At 72.7% G+C, this 12,873-nt stretch carries 14 protein-coding genes; 7 read left to right on the top strand and 7 right to left on the bottom strand.

Features of this window, described 5'->3' with window-relative positions; genetic code table 11:
* Window positions 1–3: 3 nt before the first annotated feature.
* A complete protein-coding gene (locus OG444_RS21725; RefSeq protein ID WP_327263754.1) occupies window positions 4–678 on the top strand; it encodes a response regulator transcription factor in 675 nt (224 codons plus the stop codon).
* A gap of 22 nt (window positions 679–700) precedes the next feature.
* On the opposite strand, the gene OG444_RS21720 is transcribed toward OG444_RS21725, so the two are convergent.
* A complete protein-coding gene (locus tag OG444_RS21720) occupies window positions 701–2,140 on the bottom strand; it encodes a PH domain-containing protein (protein ID WP_327263753.1) in 1,440 nt (479 codons plus the stop codon).
* Window positions 2,137–2,628, bottom strand: coding sequence for a PH domain-containing protein (locus OG444_RS21715; RefSeq protein ID WP_327263752.1), 492 nt, complete (start codon window positions 2,626–2,628; stop codon window positions 2,137–2,139). The genes OG444_RS21720 and OG444_RS21715 overlap by 4 nt, the downstream gene beginning before the upstream one ends.
* Window positions 2,629–2,659: 31 nt before the next feature.
* Here OG444_RS21715 and OG444_RS21710 point away from each other — a divergent pair, with 31 nt between their 5' ends.
* From OG444_RS21710 to OG444_RS21695, 4 genes are all read left to right on the top strand, one after another.
* Window positions 2,660–3,802 (top strand): NADH-quinone oxidoreductase subunit D, encoded by a 1,143-nt coding sequence (locus OG444_RS21710; protein WP_327263751.1) that lies wholly within the window; start codon window positions 2,660–2,662, stop codon window positions 3,800–3,802.
* Window positions 3,803–3,840: 38 nt separating this feature from the next.
* Entirely contained in the window at window positions 3,841–4,737 is an 897-nt protein-coding gene (locus tag OG444_RS21705) for an arylamine N-acetyltransferase family protein (RefSeq protein WP_327263750.1), read from the top strand.
* A 51-nt stretch (window positions 4,738–4,788) separates the two neighbouring features.
* A complete protein-coding gene (locus OG444_RS21700) occupies window positions 4,789–5,004 on the top strand; it encodes a hypothetical protein (RefSeq protein WP_327263749.1) in 216 nt (71 codons plus the stop codon).
* Between the two features lie 136 nt (window positions 5,005–5,140).
* Entirely contained in the window at window positions 5,141–6,421 is a 1,281-nt protein-coding gene (locus OG444_RS21695) for an alpha/beta hydrolase family protein (protein WP_327263748.1), read from the top strand.
* A 10-nt stretch (window positions 6,422–6,431) separates the two neighbouring features.
* Here OG444_RS21695 and OG444_RS21690 read toward each other — a convergent pair whose 3' ends face one another.
* Window positions 6,432–7,316, bottom strand: coding sequence for an NAD(P)-dependent oxidoreductase (locus OG444_RS21690; RefSeq protein WP_327263747.1), 885 nt, complete (start codon window positions 7,314–7,316; stop codon window positions 6,432–6,434).
* A 118-nt stretch (window positions 7,317–7,434) separates the two neighbouring features.
* On the opposite strand from OG444_RS21690, the gene OG444_RS21685 reads away from it, so the two are divergent.
* Window positions 7,435–8,055, top strand: a complete 621-nt coding sequence (locus OG444_RS21685; protein WP_327263746.1) for a TetR/AcrR family transcriptional regulator — start codon at window positions 7,435–7,437, stop codon at window positions 8,053–8,055.
* Between the two features lie 6 nt (window positions 8,056–8,061).
* Here the strand turns inward: OG444_RS21685 and OG444_RS21680 are convergent, their stop codons facing one another.
* From OG444_RS21680 to OG444_RS21665, 4 genes are all read right to left on the bottom strand, one after another.
* The gene (locus OG444_RS21680; RefSeq protein WP_327263745.1) at window positions 8,062–9,105 is read right to left on the bottom strand and encodes a hypothetical protein; all 1,044 of its coding nucleotides are present in this window, start codon (window positions 9,103–9,105) and stop codon (window positions 8,062–8,064) included.
* A 98-nt stretch (window positions 9,106–9,203) separates the two neighbouring features.
* Complete coding sequence (locus tag OG444_RS21675) at window positions 9,204–10,196, bottom strand: ABC transporter substrate-binding protein (RefSeq protein WP_327263744.1); 993 nt, start codon at window positions 10,194–10,196, stop codon at window positions 9,204–9,206.
* A gap of 32 nt (window positions 10,197–10,228) precedes the next feature.
* The gene (locus tag OG444_RS21670; RefSeq protein ID WP_327263743.1) at window positions 10,229–10,897 is read right to left on the bottom strand and encodes an ABC transporter permease; all 669 of its coding nucleotides are present in this window, start codon (window positions 10,895–10,897) and stop codon (window positions 10,229–10,231) included.
* Window positions 10,898–10,901: 4 nt separating this feature from the next.
* Complete coding sequence (locus OG444_RS21665) at window positions 10,902–11,648, bottom strand: ABC transporter permease (protein ID WP_327263742.1); 747 nt, start codon at window positions 11,646–11,648, stop codon at window positions 10,902–10,904.
* Between the two features lie 150 nt (window positions 11,649–11,798).
* On the opposite strand from OG444_RS21665, the gene OG444_RS21660 reads away from it, so the two are divergent.
* Entirely contained in the window at window positions 11,799–12,761 is a 963-nt protein-coding gene (locus OG444_RS21660) for an ABC transporter ATP-binding protein (protein WP_327263741.1), read from the top strand.
* Window positions 12,762–12,873 lie beyond the last annotated feature (112 nt).

Raw genomic sequence — 12,873 nt, 5'->3', positions numbered from 1 at the left:
CTGATGTCCATCCGCGTGATGCTGGTCGACGACCAGGTGCTGCTGCGCACCGGTTTCCGTATGGTGCTCGCCGCCCAGCCGGACATGGAGGTCGTCGCCGAGGCGGGCGACGGCCTGGAGGCGCTGGAGGTGCTGCGGTCCACGAAGGTGGACGTGGTGCTGATGGACGTCCGCATGCCCAGGCTGGACGGGGTCGAGGCGACGCGGCGGATCTGTGAGCCGGAGGAGCACCCGAAGGTGATCATCCTGACCACCTTCGACCTGGACGAGTACGCCTTCTCGGGCCTGAAGGCGGGCGCGAGCGGGTTCATGCTGAAGGACGTCCCGCCGGGCGAGCTGCTCGCGGCCATCCGCTCGGTGCACAGCGGGGACGCGGTGGTGGCCCCGTCCACGACGCGGCGCCTGCTGGACCGCTTCGCGCCGATGCTGCCGACGACCACCGAGGAGCCGCGGAACAAGGAGATCGAGCGGCTGACGGAGCGCGAGCGCGAGGTCATGCTGCTGGTCGCGCAGGGCCTGTCGAACGGCGAGATCGCGGCCCGGCTCGTCCTCTCCGAGGCGACGGTGAAGACCCACGTGGGCCGCATCCTGACCAAGCTGGGACTGCGCGACCGGGTCCAGGTGGTGGTCCTGGCGTACGAGACGGGCCTGGTCCGCGCGGGCGGCGGGGCCGGCTAGGGCGTCGGGGACCCGTCGGCTTTCACGTCTCCGCCTCCGCCTCCGGGGCCGTCATCCAGCGGTCCGGGCGGGCGGTGGCCCGGGAGGTGCGGGAGCGGGCCGCCTGGGCGTACAGCAGGGTCGCGGCCTCGGGCGCCGGCCGGAGCCGGGCCGTGACCGTGCAGTTCGCGCCGGTGTCCACGTGGACGTCGGCGACGCCGCGGGCGCGGGCCCACGGGCCCTGCGCGAAGCGGACGCTCTGCACCTTGGCGTGCGGGACGATCTCCGTACGCCGGCACAGGCGGCCGTGCCGTGCGGCGAAGACCTCCGGGGAGACGGCGAGACCGTAGCCCTTCCACCACACCGGGACCACCCAGCGGGACCCGGTCCGCGGGGAGCCGGAAAAGGACAGGGCCGCCAGGTCCACCCCCGGCAGCACCCGGGCGATCACGGCGTATGCGGCTGCGCGCGAGGCCACCGGCACCAGGACCGTGTTCTTCGAGCCCGCGACGGCGAGCTCCACGCGGACCAGGCCGCGGCGCCGCCACAGCAGCGGCTCCACGATCCGTACGCTCTGCACCCGCCCCGGCGGCACCGTCTCGTGGGCCCGGTCCAGCATTCCGTGGTCCAGGCGCAGCCCGTCCGGGGATTCGGCGACGCGCCAGTCGAACTCGGTGAGGAAGCGGCCGACTGTGCCCGTCCACACCGCGCCCAGCAGCGGGAGCATGGCGATGATGGCCGCGACCGGGCTGGAGCTGAGCCACCACACGACCGCGGGCACGATCAGCCCGGGGGCCAGCAGCGCCCACACGCCGAGGCTGAGGAGCAGCGACACGGCGAGCTCGCGCGGGCTCACGCGCAGCAGTTCGCGTTCGGGGGCCTCGCCCAGGCGCACCGCCTCCTCGGGGGCGAAGCCCGCGGCGCGGGCGAGGAGCTCGGCGCGCAGGGCGACGGCCTGCTTCTCGCTGAGGAAGGACAGCTGGTCCTTGTCCTCGGTGCCGATGACGTCGAGCCGCAGGCTGGCGACGCCGGTCAGCCGGGCCAGGAGCGGGCGGGTGACGTCCACGGCCTGGAGCCGGTCGAGGCGGATGTGCGCGGTGCGCCGGAAGAAGAGGCCGCTGCGGATGCGCAATTCGGTGTCGGTCACGGCGTAGTGGGTGAACCACCAGCTCAGGAAGCCGTACGCGCCGAAGACCAGGATCAGGCCCGCGAACGCGGCCAGCCGCAGGAGGGCGGACAGGTCGGCGAGCCACCGGCCGGCCTGGTCGCCCTGCTGGGCGATCACGCCGACGGTCGCGGCGATCGGCACCCAGGCGCGGCGCAGCGGGGTGAAGGGGTGCAGGCGTCGTTCCGACGCGGATCCGCCAGTGGCGGACCCTTCCGCGGCGGGCGGTTCGGCGCCGTGGGCCGGGGCGGGGCTCTGGTCCGGAGCCGGGGCCGGGCCGTCGACCGGGGTCGGGCCGTCGACCGGGGCGGGGTTCACAGGCCCGCCGACCTTGCCTCGCCGAGGGCGGTGAGCCGGTCGCGCAGCCGCTCCGCCTCGGCCGGCACCAGCCCGGGGATCTTGGCGTCGCTGGCGGCCGCGGCCGTGTGCAGCTGTACGGAGGCCAGGCCGAAGCGCCGTTCCAGCGGGCCCGAGGTGACCTCGACCAGCTGCATCCGCCCGTACGGGACCACGGTCTCCTCCCGCCAGAGCACTCCCCTGCTGATCAGCAGGTCGTCCGCGCGCTCCGCGTACCGCCAGGAGCGCCAGTTCCGGCCGAGCAGCACCCAGCCCCAGGCCAGGACCAGCAGCCAGAACGTTCCGAGGACCGCCCACACCGGGCCGGCCGTCAGCCCCAGTACGACGGCGGTCGCGACGGCGAGCAGCACCGTCCAGATCACCAGCAGCGTGCGCCGCAGAGTGAGCAGCCCACCCGGCAGCCCGACCCATGCGGGCCCGCCCGTCTCACCCATCGTCCCCGTTTCCATGCGTCCACACTAGGGCTGAGACAATGCCCGCATGACGGAGACCACGGTCGGTATCGGCGGAGCGGCGGAGAGCACCGACATGGTGCTCAACATCGGGCCCCAGCACCCTTCCACGCACGGCGTGCTGCGCCTGCGCCTCGTCCTGGACGGCGAGCGGATCGTCAGCGCCGAACCGGTGGTCGGCTATATGCACCGCGGCGCGGAGAAACTCTTCGAGGCCCGCGACTACCGGCAGATCGTGATGCTCGCGAACCGGCACGACTGGCTGTCCGCGTTCTCGAACGAGCTGGGCGTCGTCATGGCGGTCGAGCGGATGCTCGGCATGGAGGTCCCCGAGCGGGCCGTGTGGATGCGGACGCTGCTGGCCGAGCTGAACCGGGTGCTGAACCACCTGATGTTCCTCGGCTCGTACCCCCTCGAGCTGGGTGGCATCACCCCGATCTTCCACGCGTTCCGCGAGCGCGAGGAGCTCCAGGCCGTCATGGAGGAGATCTCCGGCGGCCGCATGCACTACATGTTCAACCGGGTCGGCGGCCTCAAGGAGGACCTCCCGGCCGGCTGGCTCGGCCGGGCCCGCGCCGCGATCGCCGACGTCCGGACCCGGATGGACGTCTACGACAAGCTGGTCCACGGGAACGAGATCTTCCGCGCCCGTACCCGCGGTGTCGGGATCCTGTCCGCCGAGGCGGTGCACGCCTACGGGGTCTCCGGCCCGATCGCCCGCGCGTCCGGTGTCGACTTCGACCTGCGCCGCGACGAGCCGTACCTGGCCTACGGCGAGCTCCAGGACGTCCTGAAGGTGGTCACCCGCACCGAGGGCGACTGCCTGGCCCGCTTCGAGTGCCTGCTGGACCAGACCCACAACGCGCTCGACCTGGCCGTGGCCTGCCTGGACCGGATGGACGTGCTCCCGCCGGGGCCGGTCAACCAGCGGCTGCCCAAGGTTCTGAAGGCGCCGGAGGGGCACACGTACGCCTGGACCGAGAACCCGCTCGGCATCAACGGCTACTACCTCGTCTCCAAGGGCGAGAAGACCCCGTACCGGCTGAAGCTGCGCAGCGCCTCCTACAACAACATCCAGGCGCTGGCCGTGCTGCTGCCGGGACAGTTGGTCGCGGACATGGTGGCGATCCTGGGCTCGCTCTTCTTCGTGGTCGGCGACATCGACAAATAGCCGCTCCCGCGGACATGTCCGGATCTAGAGTGATCAACATGATCACTGGCATATACACCGACTACCTGGCCCGGATCGGCGTCACGAATCCCGGATCCCCCTCCGTGGAAGGGCTGTTCGCACTCACGCGGGCCCATCTGGAGCGGATCCCGTTCGAGAACACCGACATCCAGCTGGGCCGGCCGCCGGCCATCGACCCCGAGCTGTCCGTACGCCGCCTCGCCGCGGGGCGCGGCGGCTACTGCTTCCACCTCAACGGCGCCTTCGCGGCGCTGCTGGAGCAGCTCGGATACGACGTGACGCTGCACGTCGGGGGCGTGTGCGCGGACACGGACTCCCGGGAGGTGAGCGGCGACCACCTCACGCTGACCGTACGGATCGACGGGCAGGCCTACTTCGTGGACGTCGGCCTGGGCGACGGCCCGCCGGAGCCGCTGCCGCTGCGCGAGGGACGGTACGAGCGGGGCTTTGCGTACGGCCTGCGGCCGCTCGGGAGCGCGGACGGATCCGGGTCCGGGTCCGAAGCGTCCGACGGGTCCGAAGCGTCCGACGGGTCCGACACGGGCTGGACCTTCCTGAATGAGGACTCCCCCTTCCCCGCGATGAACTTCCGCTCGGCCCCCGCGACCATGGCCGATTTCGCGGACGAGCACCTGCGGCTGTCCACCGCCGAGGACTCCCCCTTCCTGCAGTCCTTCTTCATGCTGCGGCGCCACGCCGGCGGCGTCCACCGGCTGCACGGCAAGGTCCTCCTCCACATCGGCCCCGACGGCGGGCGCGACAAGCGGGAACTGGCCTCCTCGCAGGAGCTCTCCGAGACCATGGCCACAGTCTTCGGACGGGAACTCGACGACCTGACGCCGGCGGACCGGGCCGCGCTGTGGGACCGGGTGGAGCGCGCGCACGAGGCGTGGCTCGCCTCCCAGCAGGACTGACGCGGGACCGACGCGGGACCTGTGTCGGTGCGGCAGGGCAGACTGGGCGGCATGTCCCACTCTCCCCGCCGGGCCTGCCCCTCCTGCGGCCGCGACTGCGCCGTCACCGCCGGACGGATCGCCCGCCACGATCCGCCCTCGGGGCGCGACCGCGGCGACCTGGTGTCCTGCCCGGGATCGCGGGCCCGCGTGGTGCTGGGCGCCTCCGCGCCGACGCTGGACGGCTTCGTGCTGTCCGAACACCCCGGGCAGCTCCCGCTGTTCTGAGGATCCGGTCGCACGCGGGCATCGCCGCCGCGCCGTGCGTCCGGCGTCAGGTGTCCGGCGTCCGGGGGATTTCCCCCTCAACCGGCGGGTGCTGACCGGATGTTGAGGGGCGTCTGCCGTCCGTAGCGTTCCCGTCATGACGATCACGCAGCAGCACAGCAAGCAGCGGCATCGGCGGCGGGAGTGGCTGCGGCGCGGAGCAGCCGCCGTGGCCCTCGCCGCCGTACTCGGCGGGATCGCCGCCCCGGCGGCGCTCGCAGCACCCTCGGCCGGGGCCACGGCCTCGGCCGGGGCAGCCGCGTCCGCCACGGCCGCCCGCGGCAGGCTCGTCTCCGTCACCCCGCTGGACACCCTCGACCGCGACCGGGTCGTCGCCGAACTCGGCACGCTGGGCATCGACCCCGGAACCGTCCGGTACGGCGTGAGCGCCTACCGGCTCACCTACGCGACCGTGGACCCGCGGGGCCGGCCGACCACCGCGACCGGGCTGCTCGTCCTGCCGCGCGGCGGCCCGCACCGCCTCGACCTGGTCTCCGACACCCACGGCACGATCGCCACCCGTGACGACGCCCCGTCCGGGGGCGCCGGATACAACCGCCTCACGCCGTACCTGCACGCCTCCGCGGGCCGCGCCGTCGCCGCCCCGGACTACCTGGGCCTGGGCGGCGGCCCCGGCGGCCACCCGTACATGGACACCCGTTCCTCGGTCACGGCCTCCGTCGACATGCTGAAGGCCGCCCGCACGGCGGCCGGGCGGCTCGGGCGCCAGGTCACCCGGGACGTGTACGCCACCGGCTTCTCGCAGGGCGGCCAGGTGGCGATGGCCCTGGGCCGCGAGCTCTCCCACGGCCGCGACGGCCTGCGGCTGCGGGCGCTGGCCCCGATCGCCGGGCCGCACGACCTGCTCGGCACCGAGTTCCCGGGGATCACCGACGGCCGGGTCGACCCGCGCAGCGCCGTCTTCTACCTCTCCTACTTCCTCACGGCCCAGAACCGGCTCCACCCGCTCTACAAGGACCCCGCCGAGGTGTTCCGGGCCCCCTATGCACAGGCTGTGGAAGGCCTGTTCGACGGCAGCCACCCGCCGCAGGACATCGTGGCCGCGCTCCCGGCGACTCCGCAGGAGCTGCTGACCCCGCAGTGGGCCGAGAACGTCCGCACCCCGAGCGGGGCCCTGCTGGAGGCGGTGAGGGTCAACGACGGCGTCTGCGACTGGAAGCCGGCCGCGCCCGTACGCCTCTACGCGGGCGCGGCCGACACCGACGTGCCGATCGCCAACTCCCGCGCCTGCGCCGCCGACCTGGCCCGCCACGGGGTCCGGGCGAAGGTCGTCGACCAGGGCCCGGACGCCGACCACACGACCACGGCGGTCCGCTCGGCGCCGCAGGTGGTGCGCTGGTTCGACTCGATCCGCTAGACACCCCCCTCTAGGGAGTCCTGCTGTCCAGGAGCTGGAGCAGGCGCGAGGTGCCGTCCGCGCCGAAGCCCGCGTCGATGCCGCGCCGGTAGAGCTCGGCGTGGGCGGCGAGGATCCCGGTGTCCACACCGGAGTCGGCCGCGGTGTGCAGGATGTGCTCGACGCTCGCGGCGCACATGGACAGGCGGGCCTCCGCGCCCGAGTGGTCTCCCGCGTCGATGCCCGGCGCGGACCCCTCGTAGAAGCCGCGCATCGAATCGGCCGTGTAGCCGGCGTACGGGAGGATGTCGGCCGCGCTCAGCCCGTTGGCGCGGGCGACGGCGACGGCCTGGTACCAGCCGGTGTACGCGGTCCAGAAGAGGATCATGTTGAGCTGGTAGTAGAGCTGCGCGTGGCCGGGGTCGGTGCCGCGGTGGTCGGTGGCGGCAAGCACGTCGAGCGCGGCGCGGTGCTCCTCGTAGACCTCCTGCGCGCCGCTGACGAAGATAGAGGAGCCCTTCTGTCCGATGCCGGCCGGCGGCACGTTGACCCCGCCGGTGAGGTACGAGGCCCCGCGCGCCTCGGCCCACCGGGCTGCCGCGCGGGCCTTGTCCGGGACGTCGGAGGACAGGTTGGCCAGCACGCGGCCGCCGAGGCCGGTGTCGCCGAGCGTGCCGTACATGGCCTCGACGTCGATCAGGCTGAGCACGGTCAGCGCGCTCGCGGCCACGGCCTCGGCGACGTCGGCGGCGCGGTGGGCCCCGCGGGCGACGAGGTCGGCGTCCTTGCCCGCGCTGCGGTTCCACACGGTGACCTCGTAGCCGGCGTCGAGATAGGCGGCGGCCATGGCGCGGCCCATCGGTCCCAGGCCGACGACGGTGACCGTGGTGTTCCGGGTGGTCGGAATCTTGTTCATGACGGAGCTCTCCCCCAGCGAGATGGTCTAGAACGAACGCTCTATCCAGCGCTCGGAACGAACGTAGCACGGGACTAGAACGAACGCTCTATCTAGAATCGGCGGTAGGATCACGCCCATGGCAACAGCAGGGACGACGGCGACAGGGACGACGGCGGCGACGGAAGCGGCGCTGGGAACGCGCGACCGGCTGGTCCGCACCGCATCGCGCCTCATGCAGCGCGGCGGCTACGAGAACACCCCGGTCAAGCAGCTCGTCCGCGAGGCCGAGGCCACCCTCGGCTCGCTGTACCACTTCTTCCCGGGCGGCAAGCAGGAGCTCGCGGTGGCCGCGATCCATTTCGGCGACGAGGAGTTCGCCGGGCTGCTGCGCATCGGGCTGGCCGCTCACCCGGACCCGGCGCAAGCGGTCGAGGGCGTCGCCGTCCTGCTCGCGCAGGCGCTGGAGGCCTCCGACTGGCGGGACGGCTGCCCGGTGACGGCCACGGCCCTGGAGACGATCGGCCGCCTCCCGGAACTCCAGGCGGCCTGCGCCACGGCCTTCGCCAACTGGCAGCATCTGGTGGCCGCGAAGCTCCTGGCCTCGGGCTACCCGGAGCCGGACGCCCGCGACCTCGCCATGACGGTGATCAACACCCTGGAGGGCGCCGAGATGACCTCACAGGTCACCCGGAGCCGCACACCGCTCCTGGTGGCGGGCCGGCACCTGGCCCGCCTGGTGGCCTCGTACGGCCCCTGACCGGGGCTACGAGATCGCGGTGCGGAGCCGGGCCACGTCGATCGGCTCGGTCTCGTCGTGGGCCGTCAGGTCGATGACCTGGCCCACCGCGCGGGTCTCGTCCGTCGCCGGCTTGAACTCCGGCTCCACGACGGCCCGGGCGGACTCCGCCTTGTGCACCGCGAGGACCTCGGCGCCGACCACGTCGGCCAGGTCCTCGTTCTGGACCGCCTCGATCACCGCGCGGGCCTGTGCCGCGTTCTTGGTGCCGAAGAAGTCGAAGCCGCCCTCGACGCGGGAGGCCGTACGCCGCTGGGCCGCGTACGGGGCCACCGCGGCCGCCGGGCGCCGCGCGGGCACCGAGGACGGCGCAGCGGGAACCGCAGCATGGCCGCGACCGGGACCGGGAGCGGGGCTCGGGTCGGGCTCGCGCTCCGGCGACGAAGAGGACGACGGCGCCGCGGGCAGCTCCCGCGTCCGGCGCTTGCGGGCCAGCGCCCCCAGGGCCGCGTGGGCCCGGGCGTAGCCGACCGAGGTGGGCGCACCCGCCGAGGTGCGCTCCTCGGTGACGGCCGGAAGTTCCTTGGCGGCCGCGGCCGCGGCCGCCGGAGCCGCCGAAGCCTCGATGGCCAGCAGCCGGCGCCCCTCCAGGGCGCTGGCACGCTCGGTCTCGGCGGTCGCGTAGCGCCGCAGGAGCGCCGCGTGCTCGCCGCGCAGGCCCGCCAGTTCGACCCGCTTGGCGCGCAGCTTGGCGTCGAGCCTGGCCCGCAGCATGCGGGCCTCCTCGAGGTCGGACTCGAGCTCGGCTATCCGCTCGTCGGTCCGCCACTCGTCCTTGACGCGTTCGCGTGCGAGCTCCGCGACGCGGCGGCCCGCCGAGCGGTCCCAGGCGCGCATGACGACGGCGCCGGCGACCCCGGCGGCCGCCGTGACGGCCACGAGCAGCCGCAGCGCCATCGGTTCCGCCAGCAGCCAGGCCGCGCCCGCACTGGCGACGGACACGCCGGCCACGGTCGTCGGCGTGAGCAGCCGGTGCAGGGGTTCGGGATTGCGGTGGCGTCCACGGGGCATGGCCCGAAATTTACAGGGCATGGGGGTCGAGCGGGATACCCGCCCGGCAAACTCTTCCCGGGCAGTTAAGCCACTTTTCTCCATCAACCCCGTGCGCGCTACTTCTTCAGCAGGCTCTTGGACTCCAGGTAGGCCTTCGCGACGTCGGCCGGCTTGGCGCGCTCGGCGTCCACCTTGCGGTTCAGGTCGACCAGATCGGCCGTCGTGAGCGCCTTGGTCAGCTTGTCGAGGGCGGCCGCGATCTCCGGGGTTCCGGCGTCCTTGGCGTTGACCACCGGCAGGACGTTGTCGGCGTTCTGGAGCTTCTTGTCGTCGTCCAGCAGGACCAGGCCGAAGCTTTCGAGGGTGGCGTCCGTGGTCGTGGTGAGCACCAGCTGGTCGGCGCCGTCCTTGACCGCCTGCTTGGCCTGCGGGGTGCCGACGCCCTTCGGGTCGATCCCGGAAACCTGAATTCCGTACGTCTTGGTCAACCCCGGTGCGCAGAACGGACGGACGCTGCATTCGTCGCCCGCCGCGATCTTCACCTTGAGCCCGGACTTACCAAGATCGGAAAGCGTCTTGAGGTTGTTCTTCTGGGCGAATTCCTTGGTCACCGCGAATGCGTTCTGGTCGACGGCCTCGCCCGCGGCGAGCGCCTTCAGGCCGAGCGGGGCCGCGAGCTTCTCCAGGCCCGCCACCGTCGCCGCGACGTCGCTGGAGGCGACCGGCTTCTCCTCGGGCGCCTTGGGACCGTTCACCTTGGCGTTGAGGAACTCCGCGAGCGTGGCCGCGTACTCCGGGACGACGTCGATCTCGCCCTTCTCCAGGGACGGCTCGTACAGCTCGCGGTTGTTGACCGTCTTGATCGAGGTGCTGTAACCCGCGTCCTTCAGGACCTGCGCGTACAGCTCGGCGAGCACGTTCGACTCGGTGAACCCGGCCGCGCCGATCACCAGGCTGCCCTTGCCGCCGCCCGCGGACGAGGAGGAGCCGGCCGGGGCCGCACCGCCGTCCTTGCTCTTCTCCAGGCTGTCGCCGCCGCACGCGGCCAGCGACACCGTCAGCGCCAGGGCGCCCAGGGACGCGCCGAGGACGCGCGTGGTCTTGGTCATGGAGGTTCTCCGTTCGAGGCGATGGACAGGAATCAGCGGGACGCGGCCGTCCGCGGCAGCAGCCGGTCCGCGGCGATCAGCGCGCCCTCCACCAGCAGGGCGAGGGCGGCCACCAGCAGGGCTCCCGCGACGACCTGCGGGGTGTTGTACGTGTTGAAGCCGGCGGTGATGATCCGGCCGAGGCCGCCCTGGCCGACCATGGCGGCGATCGTCGCCGTGGCGATGACCTGCACGGCGCCCGAGCGCAGCCCGGTCATCACCAGGCCGCGCGCGAGCGGAAGTTCGACGCGCAGGAAGAGCTGGGGCCCGGACATGCCCATGCCGCGGGCTGCCTCGACCACCGCCCGGTCCACCTCGCGCATGCCGACGTACGCGTTCGTCAGCAGCGGCGGTACGGCGAACAGCACCAGCGCGGCGATGGTGGGCAGGTAGCCGGCGTTGCGCAGCGGGGAGACCATGAACAGCGCCAGCACCGCGAAGACGGGGACGGCCCGGCCGATGTTGGAGATGTTGATCGCGAGGGTGCCGCCCTTGCCGAGGTGGCCGAGGAACAAGCCGACGGGCAGCGCCACCGCGCAGGCGATCGCGAGCGCGACCCCGCTCACGTAGACGTGCTCGCCGAGCCGGTGCCAGACACCGCTCTCCCCCGACCAGTTGGCACCGTTCGCCAGCCAGTCCCAGGCTCCTCCCAGGACGCCCACGGCCTCAGGCCCCCTTCATCGGAGCCGGCGCGGGAGCGGGAGCGGGTGCGGGAGCAGGTGCGGGGATCGCGGACCGGCCACCGGCGCCGGCCCGGGTCCACGGGGTGAGCAGCCGCTGCAGGCCGAGCAGCAGCAGGTCGGCCGCGAGCGCGAGCAGCACGCACAGCACGGAGGCGGTGAGCACCTGGGCCCTGAAGGAGCTGTTGACGGCCGGGGCGATGAGATTGCCGAGGCCGCCCTTGCCGACGATGGAGCCGACCGTGGTCAGCGCGACGGTCGAGACGGTGGCGATCCGGACACCGGCGAGCAGTGCGGGAAGCGCGAGCGGCAGTTCGACCTGCCACAGCAGGCGCCCCGGGCCGTACCCCATGCCGCGCGCGGCCTCCCTTACGTCCTCGGGAACGGCCTCCAGGCCGGCCAGCACGTTGCGGACCAGGATCGTCAGCGAATACAGCACGAGCCCGGTCACCACCAGCGCCGCCGAGAGCCCGAAGACGGGCAGCAGCAGGGAGAACATGGCCAGCGAGGGGACCGTGTAGAGGAGGGTGGTGAAGGCCAGGACGGGCGCCGCCCAGTGGCGGCCGCGGCGGGCCAGCAGGGCGAGCGGCACGGACACGGCGATGCCGATCAGGACCGACACGGCGGTGATCCAGATGTGTTCGAGGGTGGCGTCGGTGAGTTCCTGGGAACGCGAGGTGACGTAGTCCCAGCAGATCCAGTCATTCGCCACCAGGCAGTTCGCTCCGGTCACGCCCCTCACCCCCCACAATTCGAACGTACGTCTTCACGGTCACCCGGTCAGAGCGACCCTAACCCCCACGACCCCCCATGGCCGGAATCCTTCGCAGCGGAGCAACACGCCCTTCACAAATCGGCGACGCCGATACGGAAAGATGACTGTGTGATCCGATTCGAGCATGTGACCAAGCGCTACCCCGACGGGACGACAGCCGTCGAGGACCTGTCCTTCGAGGTGGCGGAGGGTGAGCTGGTCACGCTCGTGGGGCCGTCCGGCTGCGGCAAGACGACCACGATGAAGATGGTCAACCGGCTCATCGACCCGACCTCCGGCCGGATCCTGCTCGGCGGCGAGGACATCGCGGACGCCGATCCGGTCGAGCTGCGCCGCCGCATCGGCTACGTCATCCAGCAGGTCGGCCTGTTCCCGCACAAGACGGTCCTGGAGAACACGGCGACCGTGCCGCAGCTGATCGGCACGCCGAAGGCGCAGGCCCGTGCTCGGGCGGCCGAACTGCTCGAACTGGTGGGCCTGGATCCGTCCGTGTACGGCGGCCGGTACCCGGAGCAGCTGTCGGGCGGGCAGCGCCAGCGCGTCGGTGTGGCCCGCGCGCTCGCCGCCGATCCGCCGGTGCTGCTGATGGACGAGCCGTTCGGTGCGGTGGACCCGGTGGTGCGCGAGCGGCTGCAGAACGAGTTCCTGACGCTGCAGAAGACGGTGCGCAAGACGATCCTGCTGGTCACGCACGACCTGGAGGAGGCGATCCGGCTCGGCGACCGCATCGCGGTCTACGGAACGGGCACCATCGAGCAGTTCGCCCGTCCGGCGGCGGTGCTCGGAACGCCGGCCACCCCCTACGTGGCCTCCTTCGTCGGCTCCGACCGGGGGCTCAAGCGGCTCGCGGTCACCGCCGTCGAGGCGGCCGACCTTACGGCGGTGGAGGGGAAGGCCCCGGCGGCCTCGGTGGATTTGGGGTCGACGCTGCGCGAGGCGCTCGCGGCCCTGCTGCAGGAGGACTCGGGGCGGATCGGGGTCACGGACCCGGAATCCGGCGTGCTGGTCGGCGTACTGACTCCGCAGGACGTCCACCGGGCACTGCGCCGGGCCCAGCTGCAGGAGGCGTAGCCCCGGCCCTGACCCGGACCGAGCCCGGCCGACCGGACCGGCACGGCACGGCCCCGGAAACGACCGTGACCGGCCTCGGGAGGCCGGTCACGGGTGCGTCGGCGCCGGATCC

It is taken from the genome of Streptomyces sp. NBC_01232 (assembly GCF_035989885.1).
Classification (GTDB): domain Bacteria; phylum Actinomycetota; class Actinomycetes; order Streptomycetales; family Streptomycetaceae; genus Streptomyces.
Note: the sequence above shows the minus strand (reverse complement) of the source record. Positions and strands in the feature narration are given on the sequence as shown.

Coding starts and splice junctions, on each gene's coding strand:
- OG444_RS21725 (WP_327263754.1), top strand. CDS start 4: ATGTCCATCCGCGTGATGCTGGTCGACGACCAGGTGCTGCTGCGCACC.
- OG444_RS21715 (WP_327263752.1), bottom strand. CDS start 2,628: ATGGAAACGGGGACGATGGGTGAGACGGGCGGGCCCGCATGGGTCGGG.
- OG444_RS21710 (WP_327263751.1), top strand. CDS start 2,660: ATGACGGAGACCACGGTCGGTATCGGCGGAGCGGCGGAGAGCACCGAC.
- OG444_RS21705 (WP_327263750.1), top strand. CDS start 3,841: ATGATCACTGGCATATACACCGACTACCTGGCCCGGATCGGCGTCACG.
- OG444_RS21700 (WP_327263749.1), top strand. CDS start 4,789: ATGTCCCACTCTCCCCGCCGGGCCTGCCCCTCCTGCGGCCGCGACTGC.
- OG444_RS21695 (WP_327263748.1), top strand. CDS start 5,141: ATGACGATCACGCAGCAGCACAGCAAGCAGCGGCATCGGCGGCGGGAG.
- OG444_RS21690 (WP_327263747.1), bottom strand. CDS start 7,316: ATGAACAAGATTCCGACCACCCGGAACACCACGGTCACCGTCGTCGGC.
- OG444_RS21685 (WP_327263746.1), top strand. CDS start 7,435: ATGGCAACAGCAGGGACGACGGCGACAGGGACGACGGCGGCGACGGAA.
- OG444_RS21680 (WP_327263745.1), bottom strand. CDS start 9,105: ATGCCCCGTGGACGCCACCGCAATCCCGAACCCCTGCACCGGCTGCTC.
- OG444_RS21675 (WP_327263744.1), bottom strand. CDS start 10,196: ATGACCAAGACCACGCGCGTCCTCGGCGCGTCCCTGGGCGCCCTGGCG.